Source organism: Candidatus Aegiribacteria sp. (assembly GCA_021108005.1).
Taxonomy (GTDB): domain Bacteria; phylum Fermentibacterota; class Fermentibacteria; order Fermentibacterales; family JCC-6; genus Aegiribacteria.
The window spans coordinates 1-21,865 of sequence record JAIORS010000139.1 but is presented as its reverse complement, the minus strand read 5'-3'; the positions used below and the strand labels follow the sequence as shown (position 1 = coordinate 21,865).

Genomic DNA, 21,865 nt, shown 5'->3' with positions numbered 1-21,865 from the left:
ATGCGGATAGTTGTTGCAGTAAAACAGGTTCCCGATACAGCTGAGGTGAGGATAGATGAGGAGCGCGGTACTCTCATTCGCGAAGGGGTTCCTTCAATACTTAACCCCTTCGATGAGTATGCCCTTGAGGAGGCTATGAAATGGAGGGACGACCTGGGAGGAACAGTCACAGTTATAACAATGGGGCCTCCACAGGCTGAAGCTGTACTTAGAGAAGCGATTTCAATGGGAGCTGATGAAGCAATTCTTCTTTCAGACAGGGCGTTTGCCGGGGCGGACACATGGGCTACAAGCCATACTCTGGCGAAGGCAGTGGAAAAAATGGGAGATATAGATATCGTCATGACCGGTAAGCAGGCAATTGACGGAGACACAGCACAGACTGGCCCCGGTATAGCGGCATCACTGGACTGGCCCCAGGTTACATTTGTTGGCAAAGTACGAGAAATCGATGAGAACAGTATTATCGCTGAACGTTACGTTGAAGGCGGCTGCGAGATAATCAGATCCACCCTTCCTGTTGTCATCACAGTGCTGAAAGACGCGAATACACCAAGGCTTCCCTCCCTCAGAGGAAAGATGAAAGCCAGGAAGATCGAGATTCCTGTATGGAACAGGGCAGATCTTGAACTTCCAGAGGACGAAGTCGGTCTCGATGGGTCACCTACAAGAGTTGTGAAGATTACAACTCCTGAAGCATTCTCTGACGGAGAAATCCACCATGGGGAGCCGGAGGAACTGGCCATGCTCATAGTCGATTCCCTACTTGGGAAGGAGGGCAGGTAATGGCAAGTATTGAGGTTCGCAAGGAAACCTGTGTAGGCTGTGGCGCATGCGTGCCGGCATGTCCCTTCGGAGCCATCTCAATGAAGGATGATCTGGCTGTTATCAGTGATGAATGCACACTGTGCGGAGCATGCGAATCATCCTGTTCTTTCGGAGCCATAATAATACGGACAGGAGAATCGGGTGAGATTGAGATAGGTAAGTATTCGGGCATCATGGTGCTTGCCGAGCAGCGTGACGGCGTGGTTGATCACAGCACGCTTGAACTTCTGGGAGAAGCCGGAAGGCTGGCAGAGGTTGATGGGAGCGAAATATCGGTGGTTCTTCTTACCGAAGAAGCCGGTGACTGGCCGGACAAACTCATCAGTTACGGTGCGGACACTGTATATTTTGCGGAAGACCCGAAACTCAAACATTTCAGAACCGAACCGTTCACCAGAATTACAGAAAGACTGATAATCGAACAGAAACCGGCGGTTGTACTGGCTGCTGCAACTACTACAGGCCGTGATCTCATGCCCAGAATTGCCAAGAATCTGAACACCGGGCTTACCGCCGATTGCACAGAACTGGCAATCGATACTGCTAGCGGAGGTCTCCTTCAGACGAGACCAGCTTTCGGAGGGAATATCCTGGCAACTATCGTATGTTCGGATACAAGGCCTCAAATGTCGACTGTAAGACCCAGGGTAATGAAAGCCAACGAACCTGATGATACCAGAACAGGAAAACTGAAGAAGATAGAACTGTCTCCCGATGATCTGACCAGCAGGACGGAAGTGCTGGAGTTCGTACCGCTGGATGAGGGAGAAATCGATATAACAGAGGCTGAGGTGATAGTGTCAGGCGGCAGAGGACTTAAGACTTCTGAGAATTTCGCTCTGCTTGAGGAGCTTGCGAGCCTTCTGGATGGAAGTGTTGGAGCAAGCCGCGCGGCGATTGATGAAGGCTGGATTTCGTATCCGCATCAGGTTGGGCAGACGGGGAAAACCGTGCAGCCTAAAACCTACATCGCGTGCGGTATATCCGGAGCTGTTCAGCACAGGGTTGGGATGCAGTCATCCGAAAGGATTTATGCCGTTAACAAAGATGAATCCGCCCCGATCTTCGAATTTTGTGATGAGGGCTTTGTAGGAGACCTCTTCGAAATTGTCCCCCTTGTTATCAAGGAAATCAAGCGCAGGAGAAAGTAATTCGCCTGTTTTCCATAGAGCGCTTATCTCCATTGCGTGAAGTCAGGACAATCAAACAATAGAAAACAGTGGTAATATGCAGAAAGACAACCAGGGAACAACACTTATGAAGAACACAGAATATTACCGTCTGACTCCGCGGGAAACCCTTGAAAATCTTGGATCCTCCGAAAAAGGATTATCCAGAAAGACAGCAGAGAAGATACGTTCTCGGGTGGGTTCCAACGAAATTGTTGCGGATGTTTCCGTTCCAAAATGGATGGTCTTTCTGAAGCAGTTCCGGGATCTGCTGGTTCTTGTGCTTATAGCGGCGGGAATCGTTTCAATTGCCATAGGCAGTTACCGAGACGGTGCCGTAATGTTCATAATAGTAATTATAAACGCTATTATCGGTTTTATTCAGGAGTACAAGGCTGCGAAAATACTGGAGCGGCTGAAGGAGCTTATCAAATCCCCGGCTAAAGTAATGGTGGATGGAGAGCTTACCGAGGTTGCGCAGGGCATGCTTGTCCCGGGGGATATAGTAGAAGTTGAAGCGGGTGATAGGATACCTGCCGATACAAGACTACTTGAATGCTTCGACTTCCGGACAGTGGAATTCTCACTTACAGGTGAATCCATGCCCCAGGAGAAGCACACAAACGCTATCAGGGATAACTGCATAATTTCCGATCAGGAAAACATGGCATTCATGGGTACAACGGTGGCGACCGGCAGCGCAACAGGAATTGTTGTCAGAACCGGTATGGCAACCGAAATGGGCAAGATCGCAAGCATGACCCTCGAAACGGCTACCGTTAAATCCCCGCTTCAGAAGGAACTTGGAATTCTGGCAAAATGGCTGACCTTAATAGTCGTTGTTCTCAGTATAGGGCTCTTCGGAGTAGCTCTCTGGCAGGGATTTCCGGTTGTGACAAGCATGATACTTGCCCTCGGTGTTGCCGTAGCTTCCGTTCCACAGGCACTTCCTGCTCAGGTAACGGTTGCTCTTACCGCTGCCAGTAAAAGGCTCGCTGAACGAAAAGCCGTCGTTAAAAGCCTTCCATCTATTGAAACCCTGGGTTCTACTACAGTTATCTGTACGGACAAGACGGGTACACTGACCAAAAACGAAATGACCGTAACGAAAGTCTGGTTCAACCGTAGCGAATACGAGTTTACCGGGATAGGATACAGGCCGGAGGGCACATTGCTTGATTCGAATGGCAACCCTCTGACCGGAGAACAGATAGATGACGTGGAGATATTAATGGATGCCGCAACGATGGCATCCAACGCTGAAATACACGCCCCTGATGAAGAACATCAAAGCTGGTATCCTGTTGGAGATCCGACCGAGGCCGCCCTTGTAACCATGTCCACTAAACTGGGAACCAGAAGCCCCACTGAGGACGAGGAAAATCCGGAACTGCATGAATTCCCTTTCGATTCAGATAGAAAGAGGATGAGTTCCGTGCGGAAGTTCGGCGACAGGATAGAGCTGGCCATGAAAGGCGCGACTGACAGCGTTCTCGCCATTTCGAAGTACATTTACATAAACGGGGAAGCCGTACCCATTACAGATGAGGACAGAGAACGGATAAGGGCTGTCAACGAGGAGTACTCCAATCGGGCGCTCAGGGTTCTGGCCATCGCCTTTCGTCCCCTCGAGTTGGATGGAAGTGATTACGTACTGGAGGAGATAGAGAAAGACGTAGTATTCCTGGGTCTTGTGGGAATGACCGATCCTCCAAAAGAGGGAGTGAAAGAGGCTATAGCCGCGTGTCGTAAGGCCAGAGTAAGAATAGTGATTATGACCGGAGATCATGCGATAACCGCAAAGGCGGTTGGCAGGGAGATCGGTCTGTGCCGGTCGGGAGAACCGCCCGTTTACACAGGGGAACAGCTGGAGAACATGAACGACGAGGAGCTTACACGGATTCTCATGACGGATGATTCTGTGATATTCTCAAGGGTGAGTCCCGCGCACAAGCTCAGAATCGTTAATATTCTTGAGGATCAGGAAGAAGTGGTGGCTGTAACAGGTGACGGTGTTAACGACGCTCCCGCGCTGAAGCGGGCTGATATAGGTGTCGCCATGGGAATTACAGGAACCGATGTCGCGAAGGAAGCCGCCGAATTGATACTTCTTGATGACAGTTTTCCGACGCTGGTGGAGGCTATCAGGGAAGGAAGGACGATCTACAGTAATCTCAAGAAAACCGTTCTTGCTTCCATGACCACGAATGCGGCCGAGCTCGCCATCGTAATACTCGGGCTTACCGCGGTTGCACTGGGCAACTGGGCAATACCAATCCTTGCTCTTCAGATACTTGCAATCGATCTTCTCGCGGAAGTAATGCCCCTTACATGCCTTACCTTTGACCCCTCAGCAAAGGGAGTCATGAGGATTTCCCCAAGAAAACAGTGCTATCACATAATGAACAGGCAGTCATCCCTGGAGGTGTTGTTCCTCGGACTCCTGATTGGTGGGCTTGCTTTCGGCAATTACGCGCTCAGTATGTTCAGGACCGGTGAGGTTTTTCCCACGCACATGGATGTATTTCCCGTTGACTACCTGAGAGCGACAACAATCGCGTATCTGACAATCGCTTTTTGTCAGTTCGCCAATGTACTTTCAAGGAGATATGACCTTACCTCCGTCTTCAACAGGAATTTTTTCAATAACAGAATTCTGCTCTGGTCGATTCTGGGATCCATCGTTCTCATACTTACAGCAATATATGTGCCGCCGATAAGTGGGTTTCTGTACTTCAGCGGACCGGGGATAATCGACTGGCTGTTCGTACTGGGTGCCGCGCTGCTATTCCTGGCTGTATTCGAGCTGATGAAATGCAGAAAACGGGTCAAGCATGAGAAAGCTGCGGCCGTCTGCTGAAATGATTCCCGATGATGATTGAAAAAAAAGCTGTACTTCACGTTCACACCGATGCATCCGATGGAACCGGTTCAATAGAAAATGTTATACAAAAGGCGATATCCGCTGGAGTGGACATTCTTGGAATCAACGACCACAATACACTTGACGCAAGGGAAAGAGGTTTCGGAGGCTGGAAATCACCCCTTTTTGTACTTGCCGGCACTGAACTTGAGGATTCAGAGAAGAACAGCCATCTCCTGGCCTACGGAATCGATGAGCTTCCCCGGACATGGGATACTCGGGAACAGATATCCTTCGTGAACGAAAACGGAGGTATAGCCATTGCCGCTCACCCGACAGAGGAACCGGGTAAACTGCCGAAGACAAGAAGCTATACATGGAAAGGCGGAGATACGACCGGACTCTCGGGAGTTGAAGTATGGAATTACATGTCACTCTGGAAGAAAGGGATATCAGCCTTCAATGTTGTGGCGAAACTGAAGCATCCGGACAGGTGCGTGGAACATCCTGACCCCCTTGCGGTAGAGTTCTGGGAAGGAACCGGAGGCTGCGCGATTGCAGGACCGGATGCCCATGCTCTGAAATTCGGGATCGGACGCATGCAGATGGAAGTCTTTTCATACGAGATGCTGTTCAGAAGACTTCTGACACACATACTTCTGGATGATAACCTGTCAGATTCCGATGAGATCGCCGAGAAGCAGATACTGAATGCTCTTAAGAGAGGATCATGTTTTACCAGCAATGTCCTGTATGGTGACGCTTCCGGTTTCAGGGCAGACAAAAAGGATGACAGCATTCTCATTCATCTTCCAGGTGACGGTGAAGTAGTTGTAAGCAAATGCGGAGGTGTATTCTGGCAGGATGATCTTGAAGCCGGAGACCACCGGATTAACCTGGAGCAAACTGGAAGCATTTCAATCGGAGTGTTCAGGGAAGGCAGAACATGGATATACTGCGGAATTCCATAATCACCTTATTGACGATTGTCTCCATTTCATCGGTTTCCTCATCGACTCCTATCGATTCCACCTGGGATCTGCTGGAGGCGGTTGAGTACAGTGACGGGGAAATGTTCCTTGACATGATGTCCGAAAGCATCAGGATTCAGATAGAATTGAGCTACCGGCAGTTGAAAGAGCTTGCTCTGAATGACCCGGGAATGGCGGAGACCCTTCTGAGGGAACTGCGAATAAACCTGACAACATGGGACCTGGAATGGATGACAACCGGAGATTTCATCACAAGGATGCTTGACGGAGTATACCTGCCACCCCTTGAAAACGTCATTTCGGAGGAAGTCTCCATGAACGGCAGAAACGCTGAGGTTGTATTTACCTGGCATTCAGGATATTCTCTTTCCATCCAATTCTTATGGGAAGGATCTTCCTGGAAGGTTACAGGTTCACCAATTCTGGATCAACTATTTTAAATCCGCACCACATCAGTAGATGCCCAAGTAGAACGAATATTGTATTCCTGTTGACGCAGTAGCCGATATTGTTGTAGTATTCGATGTTCGAATCGGATCTTCAGGGGTTGCATTTTCCATTCTCTCACGGAATCTGCGATACTTCTGATACTCTAAACGGAGGTTACAAATGCGAAAGATTCTTGCTGTTCTTGGTGTTGTGGGCCTTGCTGTTATGGCCTGCGGTGGTGGCGGAGGCGCAAGCACTCCAGAAGATGCTGTTAACGGTGCGTTCAATGCTATGAAATCCGGCGACATAGACGCCATGGCGCAGTATGTGCCGGAAGCGGATCGTTCTGAGATTACAGATATGTCCGACGAAGACAAAGAAATGATGCAGGGCATGCTCAGTCTTATGTCCGCCATGGAATTCAAGGTCATTGGTTCTGAAATTGACGGAGAAACCGCAATAGTAACCATGGAAATGACCTTTATGGGTGAAACCGATGAATCCGAAGTCGAGCTTATGCTCGAGAACGGCAGCTGGGTAATTACCAGTGGCGGTATGTTCTAAACAGTATCGATATAGTAATTAGAAGGGGCCTCGAAAGGGGCTCCTTTTTATTTGGGGTCGTTTATTTGGGGTCGGACGTCACTTGCGGCACTTGTTATTATATACAAGTGCCGCAAGTGACGTCCGACCCCTTCTGGTTTTAGCCGCAAGTGACGTCCGACCCCTTCTGGCGGAGGACCGGGGACTCGAACCCCGAAGGGATTAGACCCGGCGGATTTCAAATCCGCTGCCTTACCAATTAGACTAGTCCTCCGCAACGGTCGAATTTAAGTTATCATACTGCAAAGGTCAATCAGTGTCTTAAGCCGGAGGGGATGAAATATTGCTTGAAATGGAATTGAAGTTCAAAGTTGATGATTTTCAAAAAGTAGAGCGGTACCTGGAAAGAATCGGGGTTGAACCGGGAGATGCCGTAAGAGAAAACAATCTTGTGCTTGATCTTATGGGAGGGCCTCTGAGAAAGACGGATACCCTTTTCCGACTGCGGAACTGCGGAAAAGGCACACTTGTAACGGTCAAAAGACCTCTTCCGGCAACTGCGTTGAAAGTGCGGCATGAGGAGGAAGCTGTTCTTGAGTGTTCCCAGGAGGATGCGCTGAAACTATTCAAACTTCTGGGTTACGGAGTAGTTTACCGGTACAAAAAAACGAGAAAGGAATGCAGGGTTGGTGAAGCTACAATATGCCTGGATGAACTCTGGTTCGGCCGATATGTTGAAATCGAGGCAGAATCGGAGGAAGCCGTCATGAAGGCTGTTGATGAACTTGAATTCGATCCGGCGGAGGGGATAAGATTCAGCTATGCGGCCCTTGAGAGGGAAGCGGAACAGAAAAGTGATTCGAGAGAAACCTGACAACCCTCACTTTGTAACCTTGACAGAAAGCTGTTTCTGAGCCATTAATCGAGGCTATGTGAAACTGCGATATATTTAATAATTCTGTTTAAAAAGGAGCATATTGATGAACGAGCATACTACAATCGAGAGAAAACTAAAGACTGATATTCACTACAAAAACGCTGTAAGAAAAGATCTTGTTGATAGCATCCGGCAGATGCACGAATGGCAGGAGAGACTCAACCAGATACATAACATCCGTAAGGAAAAGAAACTCGTAAGAACCATTGCCAGGTATCGTGGTTTTATTGAGGAGATGAGAACTTTCCTATCGCCCCTTCTTGATGAACTCGAAGAGAATATTAAAGAGGAGATGAGTTTCAGCGAAGAGGAGATCAACGGGTTCAAGCAGGAAGTCAAAGAGGAAACGAAGCTTGCTTCAGAGGCACGAATAGCCTTTGAAAAGGCCAGGGATGCATCTGAGAAGGCCGAAGATAAGAAGATTGAGCCTGAAGAACTGAAGGCTCTGGAAGAAGCCTACAGCAAGGCCTGGAGAGCTTTCCGCCTTGAGGAGCATAAGCTTGAAGAAGCACAGGATGAACTCGAAAGTGAACAGATAGACAAAGAGATATTCAAGAGGGAACTGAAGCGAATACATGTAGAGCGGCATTTTATTAAAGAAGTATAGACTCTATGGAGATATTCCCACGCAGGAAGATAGAGGCACGGCTGGGAGTGACATTCCTGGCCTGTCTTTTATTCAGCCTTCCTTTCATGCTTTCCCGAAAAGGTCTGATAGTCGTCCCGGTGATCTTCATCATCGGCGCGGTTTACTACCTTGCCATATACTATCCGAAGTACAAAAAAAGGAAAAGGATATCTGAGAACCCTCTCAGCAGTGAGGACAGGGCAATCCTTTCAGAATATGTGACTTTCTATAAAACGATGTCCGGTGATAAAAAGCGGACCTACGAGGCCGATATAGCAATATTCCTGGCGGAACATACGATAAGCGGTGTGGACGACGTGGAGATAACCAGGAAAGTAGAACTGCTTGTTGCCGCAACGGCCGTTCGTCTGGTCTTTGGAAGGCCGGAGTGGGAGTACAGAGATTTCGGTGAAATTCTTGTATATCCCGGTGGTTTTAGAACCGATGGTTCGTATTCCACCGATCTGCAAGGCAGCGATTCAGCGGCAGCGGGACTTGTCCATTCATCGGGGAACGTAATTCTATCTCTTCCACATCTCCTTCGTGGATTTCAGCACGATAACGACGGGTACAATGTTGGGTATCACGAATTCGCACACGTGCTTGACGGATACCGTCCCGATGGCGTTCCCGATGAGCTTGCACTGGGAGCTTATCGACCCTGGATTGAAGTCATGCACAGGGAGTTCGAGAAAGTTAACAAGGGGAAGTCCATGCTTCGTCAATACGCTGGAACAAATCCAGCCGAATTCTTCGCCTGTTCTGTCGAAGCGTTTTTTGAAAAACCCGAAATGATGAAGCAGAAAGCTCCCGAACTTTACAAGCAATTATCGGATTTTTTTAACCAGAATCCCTGATATTCATTAATAGGCCCTATACATGATTGTTCCGAATGTAAAACACAGGTCTTGTCTGAATCTCTTTACCGGTTAATATTGTGAACAATAGTACCGATAGGAGAACATGAAGATACTGATTGCGGACGACGACCCGATAAGCCGAAAAATTCTATCGAAGGTTGTCACTGATATTGGCTACGAGCCTGTTACAGTCAGCAACGGGCAAGAGGCTCTGGATAGAGTTAAACGGAAGGAATTTTCAGTTATTCTCCTTGACTGGATGATGCCCGGCATGGACGGTATTGAGGTCTGCAGGGAAATTCGAAAACTTGATGCTGAACATGTTTGCTACATTATTATCAACAGCGCAAGGGAAGGATCGAATGACATCAGCAGGGCTCTCAGGGCTGGCGCGAATGATTATATCTCGAAGAAAACGAACTCGACCGAACTCAAGGCCAGAATAGGTGTAGCTGTAAGAACCGCGCAGCTTGAGAAAAAGCTGATCGATCTCAATAATCAGCTTAAGTATCTTGTCAGAACAGACAGCCTTACCGGACTGCTGAACCATGCGGCCATTCTCAAGGAGCTCAGCATGGAACTTGACAGGGGAAAGAGAGATGTCACTTCAACAAGCATACTGATGCTGGACCTCGACCGATTCAAGGCGGTGAATGATACCTACGGCCACCAGGTCGGTGACAAGGTTATCAGAGCTTTTTCCAGACTTCTCAGTCAGAGCTGCAGATCGTTCGACAGGATTGGCCGCTACGGAGGAGAGGAATTCCTCATTGTTCTTCCAAGAACACAGAGGGAGGAATCCATCTCTATAGGCGACCGTATCAGGACGAGGATTGCAACTCTTCAGATAGACAAAGAGATAGAGAATCTAAGGGTTACCTGCAGTATTGGATGCTGCACCGCGGAGAAATCCGAAAAGCATTCATCCTCAATGGTTGCAGCGGCTGATTCAGCTCTTTTCCGCGCGAAGAAAGCTGGAAGAAATAGGGTTGTACCTTGCAAGTAACACACTGATGGTTTTTATCCCTTTTTACCGGATGAACCCGGAACAGTTATTGGAATGCCCTCTTTGCACAGGGGACATTCATCACTGTCCCAGCTGACTGCCTCCACGCTCAAAAGTGCTCTGTATGGAATATCAAGTTGCAGCTTCCCCGCGGTTCTATCAACGATAAGACCCACCTGCAGGACTTCTGCTCCGGCTGTATTCAAGGCATCAATAGATTCAACGATGCTGCCGCCTGTGGTGCATATGTCTTCCACAAGAAGAATCCTGCTGCCTTTAACAATATCCATGAACCCCGATCTTATAGACATCTTCGCTTCGACGTCCCTCTGAAGAAAGGCAAACCTTCTTCCCATATGAAGAGCGGTTGCGAATCCAAAGACTACAGCTCCGTATGCGGGGGCGCATACAAGATCGATATCTTCTCTGATATCATCCATCTTCGCAGCCATCATCCTGCCCAGTTCGTCCACGAATTGCGGTTCCTGAACGATTCGGATTTTTTCGAAGTACTGTTTTCCATGGCGGCCAGATGTATATCTGAAATGCCCTTCAAGCAGGGCATCACATGATTTAAGTATCTCGATTACTCTTTTCTCACTCACTTTTCCTCCAGATTCTTAAAGTGCTATCTTACCTGCCGTTAATCAGATTATCAGTGTTTACAAGTAGCGTAAATCGGGAATCAACGGGAGAAATTGAACGGGTATGTTACGGGAAGAGGTCCTTCATCTGCGTCAACAGCCCCGAACCTCCATGTTCCCACTGTTGAGGCTAACTCAAGGTCGAAAGCAGGATTAAAAGTTGTTGAATCAAGGATGGAAACGTCGGATATTCTGCCACTTGGCTCGATTATCATTTCGATCAGAACTGTTCCTGAAAGCAGAGGGTCGGATCTAAGATGCTTGGTGTAGAGAAAGACTACTGCACTTTCCTTGGACATCAGCACTTCCCTCACCTCGCCGGAGGTCCTGGAACTGTAAGAGGAGCCGGGGTCCGTTTGAAGTACGTTTTCGGTATTCAGGTTCACATCTGAAAAGACCATTCTTGCCTGGCTTTCGGACAAAGTCTCGATGGTGCTTCCGGTATTCTGAAACCTGGTGGGATCCCTGATCAGTTCGTGAGTTGATCCTGCTTCTTCGTTGTCTCCCGTATCAGAAGAAAGCGGACCGATGTTTCCCAGTGCGGTCATCTGTTCGCCTCCGTGAAGAATGGCATTAAGCTGTTCGATGGTCATGGCTCCCGAGTTCAGCGAACCTATGTTGATCGATGTATCCGGTGAGATGATATCGGAGTTAAGGTTCGTTCCGGATTCTGCGGTCGTCTCATGAGATGATTCAGTCTGCGGACCGATTACACCCGTTGATGCTGAATCGAGAAGGGCGATTTCAGTGGACGATGAAGCAGGTGTCATTTGATAAATCATTGTGTGAAGCTGTCCGGGAAGTGTGACACAGGACTGGACATCGGTTTCGTATCCTTCCGCCATAATAGCGAAAGTGTACGTCCGGCCGCTCAGAAGATTGTCCTGAATGTAGGGGGCTGAACCCACGTAATTACCATTCATGAAGATAAGAGCACCAGCAGGTTCCCCCTGCACCAGTACGGTGGCCATGTTTTCCTGCCTGACATTATCGAGTAGTCTTCTAAGCTGAGGGTTTTCCCAGGGTCCAAGATCGTAGTATGGGTCAAGCTGCAACAGGTTGTAGAATGAAGATTCGGCTTTGCCGGGTTCACCTATACCAAAATAGGCAGCTCCCAGTCTGTGGTAGGCCCTTATTTCCTCATCCAGTGTGATGTTTCCGCCCGCAAGAAGAGCTTCCAGCGCGGTTATGCTTCCGTTCATATCCCCCCTGAGATACAGCTCAATTGCCTCATCCACTGTTGAGACCTGACTGATAAGGGATATTAACAAACACAATAGTACATTAATCACTAAATCCTCCTTCATAAAAAATGAAGCAGAAAGAAGCAATCGTCAACCGATATCTTGCAAGCTTGACGAAGTGCCTTTCAGGAACAATTTTTCCCATATGGTGTTAATACCATATGAATCGGAGGTACATTCCAATGAACCATGAAAACAGAAGTTCAAAACCAGTAAATAAACATATACACGTATTCGTTGTATCTGCCGCTATTACGGCTATTATCGTATCGGGATGCTGGAATCCGTTTTCTCCTAATACGGGAGGCGATCCTCCTCCACCCCAGTACCACAATCCAGTTGACAGCGCTTACAAAGCTCTCGAAAATCTTAAGTACGCATATGTCAGCCGTGATATTGGGCATTACCTTAATTGCTTCAGGGACGATTTCGAGTTTCATCTGCTGGAAATCGACTGGCAAGATTACAACGGTGACGACATAATCGATACGTACTGGGGCCTGGATCAGGAGGAGGAGTTTCATATAAACATGTTCAATAGCACAAATGTAACTTCTATTGATCTTGTTCTTGAGGGAAATCAGCAGAGCCAATGGACGGGCGATCCAACAGGCCAGTCATATCAACTGCAGCGTACTTTCACCCTGAAAGTATATACTGTAGAGGGTGGTTACCTGGCATCGGGTTCCACACTATTTATTTGCCGCCCGGATACGAACACAGGCGAATGGTACATCTGGCAGTGGTGGGACATGTCAGATACATAAACACAAAACTGATAATATCCTGCAGTGAGTCTTAATCTAATACTGCTCTGTCTTGCACTGACTGCATCTGGTACATCTCGGTACGATGCCGGGGCGTGGTGGGTGTTCTTCAACAGCAGAGGCCCCGATATCGAAAGCAGGCTTTGGGCTGAAACTCTCGAACTGCAGAATTCCCCATCTTACGAAAGACGGATTTCCGTTGGTTTGTTCGAAGCGGACGAACTGGACCTTGAGCCATGGTGCGGTTATGTGGAGCAGGTAGCTGCTGCAGCGGTATGCAGAAGTATCAGGACAGAGTCAAAATACCTTAATGCCGTAAGTATTAACGCAGAATACGGCAGCCTTGAAGAAATTCTCGCGCTGCCTTTCGTTGACCACGTGCATCCGGTATCCTCCAGTACTTTCCGAATGCCTGAATTTCATGAGTATACAGGTAATTCCTCGGGAGTGACCGCATTCCAGCTCGAGCAGATCAAACTTGATGAACTTCACAGGCGCGGCTGGACCGGGGAGGGGGTCGTTGTAGGTATTCTGGATTCAGGCTTCAACCTGGTGCACGCTGTTTTTCGAGATATCGACGTTATTCAGATGTACGATTTTGTAAACGATGACCCTGATCCGTCACAGCAACCCGATGATTATCCCGGTCAGTCGGATCATGGAACCGCGGTTCTGTCTATACTCGGAGGGTACGTTGAAGATGCCTTCTGTGGCGGTGTTCCCAATGCTTCATTTATACTGGCTAAAACAGAGGATATAAGCGATGAATACCAGGCGGAAGAAGATTACTGGGTTCAGGGGCTTGAATGGATTGAACTTGGAGGCGGTGAGCTTGTAAACAGCTCCCTTGCCTATATTGATTGGTACACTTACTCCGATCTTGACGGAAATACAGCAGTTACCACAATAGCCGCGGACGCTGCGGCTTCAAGGGGGATGGTGGTTTTCAATGCTATCGGTAATTCGGGTCCCGAGCCGGGCTCCCTTCTTGCTCCGTCAGACGGAGACTCGGTTTTCGCGGTGGGAGCCGTTGATTCATACGGAAATGTTACGCAGTTCTCATCAAGAGGACCTACGTACGATGGGCGGATAAAGCCGGATGCGTGTGCCCTGGGGCAGGATGTCAGCCTTGCATGCGCGGGTACTTCCACGTATTCCCAGGGGAATGGTACATCATTTTCGGTTCCCCTGGTGTCCTCCGCAGCCGGGGCTTTGTGCGGCGCGCATCCTGAATGGTCAATGATTGAGATTATGGAAATTCTTCGATTGACTTCGTCTCAGAACGAGTCTCCGGATAACAGCGCAGGATACGGTACAATTAATGCATATGCAGCATTGAAATATCATTCGGTAACCGGATCAGTCAGATCAAGCTGCTCCGGTGAGTACTTGCAGGGCTATCCGCTGGCGCTGGCAATGAGTGATTCCATATACCTGATCGAGACGAATCAATCAGGATGGTTCGCCTTCTGTCCCGGGGAGCTTGGCGCATATTCTATTAACGATGCTGGAGGCGACGGCTCCGTTATCCCTGTGACCGGAACCCTTGGAGCTGAAGGTGTGGAAGTCGATGTATATATTGATCAGGCGCCCGGCAGGGTTGCTCCCTCTGCTTATCCAAACCCTTCAACCGAAGGAATTTACGTTGGATTTGATATTATAACTGGTCCGGTGGACGCTGAACTGACCATATTCGATCTTACGGGGCAGATGGTTTACAAATCAATAAGAAGGGGTATAGGTCCAGGTTCGTTCAGAGCTCCGCTTCCCGGAGAGGCATTCTACTGGAATGGAATATGCGATGATGGCAGTTTCGCTTCGTCTGGCATATATATTGTCACTCTGAGAACAGGTGATACAATATATTTAATTAAATGTTCTCTTGTTAGATAATTCAAGTATCGTGAGATAAATAGATAATAATAAGGAGGTAACTTATGAAAATGCTGGCTTTGCTGGTGCTTGTGATCTGTACGGTCGCCTTTGCTCAGCCACAAACATTCAGATCCATGTCTACAGAAGGTATGATCCTTGATGACCTGGATCAGTGGTTCTCAGGCATGCTGTTTCTGCAGCCGGTGCCTGACAGACTCCTGGAAATTGAAGGTATCAGAGTTTATTCAGGGCTTTCCAACCTTTCAACAGGTACCGATATGGTCTTTGAAGAAACTGACAGCACCCGTGGCGGCTTTCTTCTTGGCGGAAGTTACGCACCGGAAGGTTCATCCTTCGGACTGGGAATTCTTACGGAATTCATGAAAGACAGATTTTATGAAGAAGTATCTTTACCGGGTCCCGGAGGTTCACCGTACCTCACCGGGATGGGCTCCATTGAGGGAACCTGGTCGGAATATATCGATACAAACGGTGACGGAACCCTTGACTCAAGGCATACCGTTCATGAGACAGCCGAAGCAAGAACCGATTCATCACTTACGTCAGCAGGTGTCTACGGAGCATATGCCGTGAATGAATCATTCAGACTGGGCCTTGGTGTGTCCTATTTGAGCATAAGCACCGAAATGCTGGATGAAGATGATAACAGATCCATAGCGGTCACCGATTCTAACCTTGTGACCGGCGCTGAGACCTATACCATGAATTCCATCGGAGAAGGGCTTTTCAAGGATGACAGAAAAGGCCTGGGGATATCCGCGTCGGGTACAGGCGCAGCAACGGACGTGATGGATATCGGGGGGATGTTCATGTTTACATCCCTTTCATCGGATGTATCCGATGAGGTTGTCATATCCGGAACAGAAAATTTCCTTCCCGGACAGAGCGGCGTATACGATTACGCAACATGGAGCGGGTCGGAGAATTACTCTGTCTCACCCGGAGGAAACAGATTCGGCGGCGGATTGAATATGGATCTCAGGCTTGACGAGAACTGGACCCTTGAAGCTTCAGGAGGATATTACACTGCAAGCCTGAACGGAAGTTCCGATCAGTATTCGATCAGTATGGATTCATCTTACATCGTAACGATTGGATCTTTCATCGATTCCACTATTATCGATATGAATGGTTCCGGCGGAACCGAGATCGATATCAGCGATGATCTTTTTGCTGCTGGAGCCAAACTGACATTTGATCCTTCGAAGAGATTAACTGTCAGCATGGGTATGGGATTCAGGATGTACGATAACAGCAATACGGTCTTGAACGAATCCAGTAATAGTGTTATTGAGACACACTCCGACGGAGACGATGAGTTCGCCGATCCGGATGATTATACTTCTACTTCAACATGGACACAGACAGAGGAAATCATTTCGACAGGTAATACCAAGAGGATATCCATTCCTGTTGGACTGGAATTCGAAGTGTTGCCAAAAGTCTATGCAAGGCTGGGAGCAAGCCCGGCATTCGTGTGGAATACGGAAAACGAAACTACATCGCTTATTGAAGCTTCGCCTGTTGTCATTCATACTGTATTCGGTGATGGTACCGAACAGCAGTACGTTGAAAGTCCGTTTGACACAGTGGATGGTACTCTCGTAGAAACTGTCGAAAAATACACGGATGTACCCTACTCCTATGGAGTTGGATACATGCCTAACGAATACATACAGATCGATTTGATGGGTCTTGGAGACAACTTTGATCAATGGCGTCTCTCAGCGACTCTGTCATTTTAGCAGATTGAAGAGGGATATACAATGAAAATGATAACAGCGTGTATTATTGCTTTGTTCCTTTTGGGTTGCGCTGAGGACAACCCCTTCAAAGCCAATCCTGAAGTACAGTGGGAAGGCGGAAACGATCATCCCCACATAGATCTGGCTGGAACGGAGAGCGGCGGATTCGGCAATTATCAGTTCAACGACCTTGATCCTGAAACCGATGGAATTCAGGACGCGGTGATGCTGAGCTTTGATAAAGTTATTGATCCTTTAACTGTTACGGCTGCCTCATTCGAAATGGTTGAGACGAGTCCGGGTACAGGTTCCGTTCAGTTCGAAAGCGTCAACTATTATCCGGAAAGCGGAACAGCTATGCTTGCTGGAACGTTCTCAGATGATACAGCGTACCTTCTTACGGTTGCCGCCGGGACTATCCTGGATATCACTGGAAACGAGCTGGACCCCAATCACAATGCTCTATACGATGGCTCGCCCTGGGATAACAGACTGATAACGTTCTTCACCGGGACTGCAGAGACACGTGATATTACACCTCCCGGCATTGAGAATCATTATCCCATGGTAGGAAATATAGACAATCTCATGGACCAGCCGAGGATCTTCTTCTTTAATGGACCTATGGATGTATCTCAGCTTACGTTGAGCAATTTTTCCTTAGTGAAAACCTCCGATTCCTCCGCGGTAGATCTGCAGATAATTTACGTATCGCCGACTGGGTTTATTACTCAACCAACGGACAGCCTGTCCTATGGAACCAGATATACCGTAAGGCTCACTGCCCAGATAGCTGATTCCGCTGGAAACTACCTTGATACGAACGGTGACGGATACGTCTGGCCAAATGAGCCGGATTTCGTATGGGATTTCCAGATCATTGATGATTCAAATACTCATAGTGCACCACCGGCAATAGATCAGGCAACTCTGACGCCCGATAATAATTGCGTGCGTATCGAGTTTGAACAAAGTCTGACCGGAGATTACGTGGTAATGGATCCTGCGACGTTCATAGCGGCCAACATTCAGGTAATCGATAACAAAGGTTCGATTCCCATAAACTTCGAAACAAGCGTAGATCCATCGGTAGCTAACTGTCTGCTTCAGCGTAAAACAGAAGGAACTGTTAATCTGTACGTATCATGCAGAGTTGCTGACCAGTATGGAAACATGCTTGATGGTAATAATGATGGACTTGGCGGTAATCCCGATGAGGATGACTGGTCAGGAACCCTATAGGGTCGCATGGTTTTACGTTCAATAGCAATACTGGCTCTGATAGGTGTGCTGTGGCTGCTGGGTATCATAGACCTTGAAACCCTTCCCTGGCACTCGAATGAATTCCAGATATGCGGAGTCACTGTGTTGTTGTATCTATTCTGGAGCGCATCTGAATCGAAGTACAGGGGAGGCTCTGCAAGCCTCCCCTACACTGTCTTCTATGCCGTTCTTCTGGTCAGTGCAGTGGATAGTTTTCTTCTGGAGCTTACCTCCTACGGTTCTCCCTGGATTCTCCGCTGGGCAGGAGTTGCTCTGTTCACTTCCGGATCGCTCACCCGTCTGGCGGCTTACCGGAACAGATCTGTGAAATGTTTACGGCTGGGAAGGTATCTTCAACTTGCAGGCCTGCCTGTTGCCCTCGGCAGTATCGCCGGATCAGTTGTAGCTCTCACTGCTGGTATTCCCGGTTCTATCCATGAAGAGCTGGACAGGCCGGAAGAAGAAGGCGGCGTATGAAAGTCCTTCTTCAGCGTGTCTCCAGAGCATCCGTATTGTCAGAAGGCAGGATTGTGGGTGAAATAGGACCTGGACTGCTTGCTCTTACAGGTTTCGGAAAATCGGATACTGAAGAAGATCTTGAATGGATGTCGAAGAAGATAACCGGTATTAGAATATTTCCTGATTCGAACAACAGTATGAATCTATCTGTAAATGATATCAACGGTGATATACTAATCGTAAGCCAGTTTACACTGCATGCAGATTCAAAAAAGGGGAAACGACCCAGCTTCATGAATGCCGCTCTGCCTGAGAGGGCTGAGCTTCTCTACAACCTCTTTATCGAGATCGTATCCCACTCGGGGCTTATGGTTAAGTCGGGAGTATTCGGAGCAATGATGGAAGTCAGCCTGGTAAATAACGGACCTGTAACCATCATGATAGACTCCCCTTCCGAAAGGATTTAATAGAAATGTGGTGGTATCCCGCTGAAACTCCCCTCGTGCTTGCCAGCAAATCCCCAAGGAGGAGGATCATCCTTGAGATGACAGGCATACCTTTTATTCAGATTCCGGGAACCGTAAACGAAACGCGGATGGAAGGATCACCGGATGCTGTTGTCCGGTACTGGGCAAGAAAAAAAGCGGAAAATATAATCGGTTCGAACAGCGGCGAACCCGTTCTGGGAGCGGATACTTTGGTTGCTCTGGGAGGTGAACTCCTTGGAAAACCACATGATGAAGAACAGGCCGCGGATATGCTTGGAAGGCTTTCGGGAGCATGGCATTCGGTGTTTGGCGGAATTTGTGTCCTCTGGCCGGAAAAAGGTATTGATATGCGGTTTACTGAGGAAACGAAGGTTAAGTTCAGAAACCTCAGTCCCGATGAAATAAAAGCATACGTTTCTACCGGAGAACCGCTTGATAAAGCGGGAGCTTACGGAATACAGGGATATGGGAGTTTACTTGTAGAGCGAATTGAAGGATGCTACTTCAATGTAATGGGTTTGCCTGTTTCCAGGTTTATACACGAATTCAGGGACAGAGTTCTGAGTGGGGAATGATATGTCTCTGATAGCCTATTGCGGATTGGATTGTTCGAGGTGTCCAGCGCATATGGCAACTCTTAGCGGCTATGAGTATTCCAAAGGAAAAATCGCGCAGGAATGGTCGAAAATATACGAAAAGGATATCGATCCTGAAAATATTAAATGCATGGGCTGCAAATTAAAGGAAGGTATCCACTTTTCACACTGTTACAAGTGTTCCATTCGTCTCTGTGCGGAGGAGCGGAATATCGATACATGTGCTGACTGCGAGGAATTTGCCTGTGTTGATCTGAAAGATTTCTTCGAACTGGTTCCCGACGCCAGGCAAAACCTTGAGAAGCTGGAACAGCAGGTGCCGCGTCAGAAGACACCTTCGGAATGACGCAAGTTGACAGTTTTTACAATATTGTCTATCAATTAACCAGTAAGAATCATCAGCAGCTATGGTTATTCATTTCCGTACTGCCGGTCTCTTTTATGGGTTAGTGTATTAGCGGAGAGATGTCCGAGCTGGCCGAAGGAGCACGGTTGGAAACCGTGTAGAGCGTGTATTCGTTCTCGAGGGTTCGAATCCCTCTCTCTCCGCCACCCTGGCTGGTATAGCGGTCAAACTGGTATTTAGGGATCGCCAGGGTTGCTGAAATTTTATAAATACTTGTGATGCCAGCAAGCTCAGCATTTATCAGGGAGGAAATATGTCCGATACATTTACAGGTGAAACCTACAATACCTTGTGTAACGATGCCGAAGGATATTTAGCAAACGAGTCTCCAGAGCAGGCCAGAGAATTACTTCAGAAGGCGATATCTCTCATTGGAACCAGACCTAGAGGTAGAAGCCTGCTTGCGGACACATGCATGAGTATGGAACTATGGGTTGAGGCAAGATCTCAGCTCGAAATACTTATTACACTTGATGAGGGAAACGCTGACAACAATTTCAGACTTGCTCAGGTTCTTGAAGAACTGGGAGAATACCAGCTGGCCCTGGACAATTTCAGTGTAGTTCTTGATAATGATTCTGATCATCACGGCGCGAAGGTAGCTATTAAAAGAATTGAAACCAGAACGAAGGACTCCGGAGTCAACCTGGCGGATATTTTCAGTTCTCCCAATAGTGTACAGCCTGAGGGAACCGAAGTCGCTGCCGATGGAAAAGGAAATATCAACGAGGGCATGCAGATATTTCCTGACGCTCCATCGGACAATATTTTTGCGGATTCTGAAGACAATGAAGAAACCAGTGTAGATAAACTCCTGAAAAATATCGGAATTTCCGATAATTCAACGGAGGAAGAAGAAAACGACGTTTCAGAACTTCTTGAGAATATTGGTGTCTCCACTTCTCAGGCCCTGCAGTCTGCCTTTGCTGATGGGGACGGATCCGAAAGGAAAGATACTCCTGAACTTCAGGAAGAGCAGGAAGATTCCGATGAAAAGAAAGAAGAAGTGAAGAAAGCTGTACGAAGCCTTGATGAAATATTTGGAGAATCGGCTGGCGACGAAGAGGAAACAGCGGTCGAACCTGAGCCTGAAGCCGAAGAACCTGAGGTAGAGGAAGCTGAAGAGACTGTGGCTGAGGAAGAACCTGAGCCTGAAGCCGAAGAGCCTTCCAGGGAAGAAGAACCTGAACCAGAAACTGAGGAAGAAGACGAATCCTCACAATTTGCTCCGGGTAAGAAAGATACTGACGAATCTTCGGGAATTGACTTCAAATCCAGCAAGACGCTTGAGGCGATTTTCAACGCCCCTGAGCCTGAAGCCGAGGAACCTGAGGTAGAGGAAGCTGAAGAGACCGTGGCTGAGGAAGAACCTGAGCCTGAAGCCGAGGAACCTGAGAAAGAGGAAACCCGTGAGGAAAGCGTTGGAGTGCCGACAGCCATCATGAAACAGGAGGCGGATTTCCGTATTGATCCATGGTCCGCTGAATCAGGGCTTATTACCATTCATATGACTTCTGGAACTGTGAATGTAAGGAAATCCATGCTTTCCATCTACGAGAAACCATTGAGAATAGAATCACAGGAAGATGGAACCGTTGAACTTTCGGGAGAGGGAACCTTCCTGTTGAACTGTGGTCCTGAAGAACCCCTTATAATTGAAGTGAAAGAGAACATGGTTATCCGAAAAGAAGCAGTTATTCTCCACACCGGGACTATCAATGCTGAGCTGCTGGATATTACCCATAATGATTCTATTTACGTAATCAAAGAAAAAACCCTTGAAAAGGCTATATTCATTGCCGATCATCCAGTTCGAATCATTCTCCTGGGGGGCAATAACCGTATCTTTTACGTCAGAACGTCATCCATTATGGCAGCCGATCCTGAAATACTGCTTTCCCATGATGGAACTCCCGAGGGTTATACTGAAGTAACCGGCCTTGGAAAGGTTTACCTCATCGAGTGAGGTTTGTAAGCACAGCGAAGGACTGGTTGTTTTCAGGGAATATTGATCAGGATTTATTGTGGGGATGTAGCTCAGTTGGAAGAGCGCTGCCTTCGCAAGGCAGAGGTCGGCGGTTCGATCCCGCTCATCTCCACCA

At 48.0% G+C, this 21,865-nt stretch carries 21 protein-coding genes and 3 tRNA genes; 21 read left to right on the top strand and 3 right to left on the bottom strand.

The features are described 5' to 3' along the window. The 6 genes from K8S15_08455 to K8S15_08430 all read left to right on the top strand — a co-directional run bounded on the left by K8S15_08455 (position 1) and on the right by K8S15_08430 (position 6,845). Entirely contained in the window at positions 1-786 is a 786-nt protein-coding gene (locus K8S15_08455; protein MCD4776061.1) for an electron transfer flavoprotein subunit beta/FixA family protein, read from the top strand. Continuing rightward, a complete protein-coding gene (locus tag K8S15_08450; protein ID MCD4776060.1) occupies positions 786-1,979 on the top strand; it encodes an electron transfer flavoprotein subunit alpha in 1,194 nt (397 codons plus the stop codon). Before K8S15_08455 ends, K8S15_08450 begins: the two co-directional genes overlap by 1 nt. A 106-nt stretch (positions 1,980-2,085) precedes the next feature. Then, positions 2,086-4,857: a cation-translocating P-type ATPase gene (locus K8S15_08445; protein ID MCD4776059.1), complete on the top strand. Its 2,772-nt coding sequence runs from the start codon at positions 2,086-2,088 to the stop codon at positions 4,855-4,857. Positions 4,858-4,868: 11 nt separating this feature from the next. Then, entirely contained in the window at positions 4,869-5,831 is a 963-nt protein-coding gene (locus K8S15_08440) for a PHP domain-containing protein (GenBank protein MCD4776058.1), read from the top strand. Next, positions 5,807-6,292, top strand: a complete 486-nt coding sequence (locus tag K8S15_08435; GenBank protein ID MCD4776057.1) for a hypothetical protein — start codon at positions 5,807-5,809, stop codon at positions 6,290-6,292. The genes K8S15_08440 and K8S15_08435 overlap by 25 nt, the downstream gene beginning before the upstream one ends. Positions 6,293-6,461: 169 nt before the next feature. Further along, positions 6,462-6,845 carry a DUF4878 domain-containing protein gene (locus tag K8S15_08430; GenBank protein MCD4776056.1) on the top strand — a complete coding sequence of 128 codons (384 nt, stop codon included), beginning with the start codon at positions 6,462-6,464 and terminating at the stop codon, positions 6,843-6,845. Between the two features lie 167 nt (positions 6,846-7,012). Here K8S15_08430 and K8S15_08425 read toward each other — a convergent pair. Further along, positions 7,013-7,098, bottom strand: a tRNA-Ser gene (locus K8S15_08425). 69 nt (positions 7,099-7,167) lie between these two features. Here K8S15_08425 and K8S15_08420 point away from each other — a divergent pair. The 4 genes from K8S15_08420 (at position 7,168) to K8S15_08405 (ending at position 10,255) form a co-directional block, all read left to right on the top strand. Beyond that, the gene (locus K8S15_08420; protein MCD4776055.1) at positions 7,168-7,698 is read left to right on the top strand and encodes a class IV adenylate cyclase; all 531 of its coding nucleotides are present in this window, start codon (positions 7,168-7,170) and stop codon (positions 7,696-7,698) included. Positions 7,699-7,804: 106 nt separating this feature from the next. Then, on the top strand, positions 7,805-8,368 hold the full coding sequence (locus K8S15_08415) for a hypothetical protein (GenBank protein ID MCD4776054.1): 564 nt from the start codon (positions 7,805-7,807) through the stop codon (positions 8,366-8,368). A 5-nt stretch (positions 8,369-8,373) separates the two neighbouring features. Continuing rightward, a complete protein-coding gene (locus tag K8S15_08410) occupies positions 8,374-9,246 on the top strand; it encodes a zinc-dependent peptidase (GenBank protein ID MCD4776053.1) in 873 nt (290 codons plus the stop codon). Positions 9,247-9,352: 106 nt separating this feature from the next. Continuing rightward, entirely contained in the window at positions 9,353-10,255 is a 903-nt protein-coding gene (locus K8S15_08405) for a diguanylate cyclase (protein MCD4776052.1), read from the top strand. Positions 10,256-10,269: 14 nt separating this feature from the next. On the opposite strand, the gene pyrE is transcribed toward K8S15_08405, so the two are convergent. Then, positions 10,270-10,860 carry an orotate phosphoribosyltransferase gene (gene pyrE / locus K8S15_08400; GenBank protein MCD4776051.1) on the bottom strand — a complete coding sequence of 197 codons (591 nt, stop codon included), beginning with the start codon at positions 10,858-10,860 and terminating at the stop codon, positions 10,270-10,272. Between the two features lie 80 nt (positions 10,861-10,940). Further along, entirely contained in the window at positions 10,941-12,191 is a 1,251-nt protein-coding gene (locus K8S15_08395) for a TonB family protein (GenBank protein MCD4776050.1), read from the bottom strand. A gap of 134 nt (positions 12,192-12,325) precedes the next feature. Between K8S15_08395 and K8S15_08390 the strand changes: the two genes are divergently transcribed. The 11 genes from K8S15_08390 to K8S15_08340 all read left to right on the top strand — a co-directional run bounded on the left by K8S15_08390 (position 12,326) and on the right by K8S15_08340 (position 21,865). After that, entirely contained in the window at positions 12,326-12,910 is a 585-nt protein-coding gene (locus tag K8S15_08390; protein ID MCD4776049.1) for a hypothetical protein, read from the top strand. Between the two features lie 24 nt (positions 12,911-12,934). Further along, positions 12,935-14,803, top strand: a complete 1,869-nt coding sequence (locus K8S15_08385; protein MCD4776048.1) for a S8 family peptidase — start codon at positions 12,935-12,937, stop codon at positions 14,801-14,803. A gap of 44 nt (positions 14,804-14,847) precedes the next feature. Beyond that, positions 14,848-16,551: a hypothetical protein gene (locus tag K8S15_08380; GenBank protein MCD4776047.1), complete on the top strand. Its 1,704-nt coding sequence runs from the start codon at positions 14,848-14,850 to the stop codon at positions 16,549-16,551. 21 nt (positions 16,552-16,572) lie between these two features. Next, positions 16,573-17,793, top strand: coding sequence for an Ig-like domain-containing protein (locus tag K8S15_08375; protein MCD4776046.1), 1,221 nt, complete (start codon positions 16,573-16,575; stop codon positions 17,791-17,793). Between the two features lie 6 nt (positions 17,794-17,799). Then, complete coding sequence (locus K8S15_08370) at positions 17,800-18,291, top strand: hypothetical protein (protein ID MCD4776045.1); 492 nt, start codon at positions 17,800-17,802, stop codon at positions 18,289-18,291. Further along, positions 18,288-18,740 (top strand): D-tyrosyl-tRNA(Tyr) deacylase, encoded by a 453-nt coding sequence (gene dtd / locus K8S15_08365; protein MCD4776044.1) that lies wholly within the window; start codon positions 18,288-18,290, stop codon positions 18,738-18,740. The genes K8S15_08370 and dtd overlap by 4 nt, the downstream gene beginning before the upstream one ends. A 5-nt stretch (positions 18,741-18,745) precedes the next feature. After that, on the top strand, positions 18,746-19,336 hold the full coding sequence (locus tag K8S15_08360) for a Maf family protein (GenBank protein ID MCD4776043.1): 591 nt from the start codon (positions 18,746-18,748) through the stop codon (positions 19,334-19,336). A 1-nt stretch (position 19,337) separates the two neighbouring features. Beyond that, positions 19,338-19,703, top strand: coding sequence for a DUF3795 domain-containing protein (locus K8S15_08355; protein MCD4776042.1), 366 nt, complete (start codon positions 19,338-19,340; stop codon positions 19,701-19,703). A 113-nt stretch (positions 19,704-19,816) separates the two neighbouring features. After that, positions 19,817-19,909: transfer RNA gene (locus K8S15_08350), tRNA-Ser, on the top strand. A 107-nt stretch (positions 19,910-20,016) separates the two neighbouring features. Beyond that, positions 20,017-21,729 (top strand): tetratricopeptide repeat protein, encoded by a 1,713-nt coding sequence (locus K8S15_08345; GenBank protein ID MCD4776041.1) that lies wholly within the window; start codon positions 20,017-20,019, stop codon positions 21,727-21,729. A 60-nt stretch (positions 21,730-21,789) separates the two neighbouring features. Next, positions 21,790-21,865 (top strand) — tRNA-Ala (locus K8S15_08340).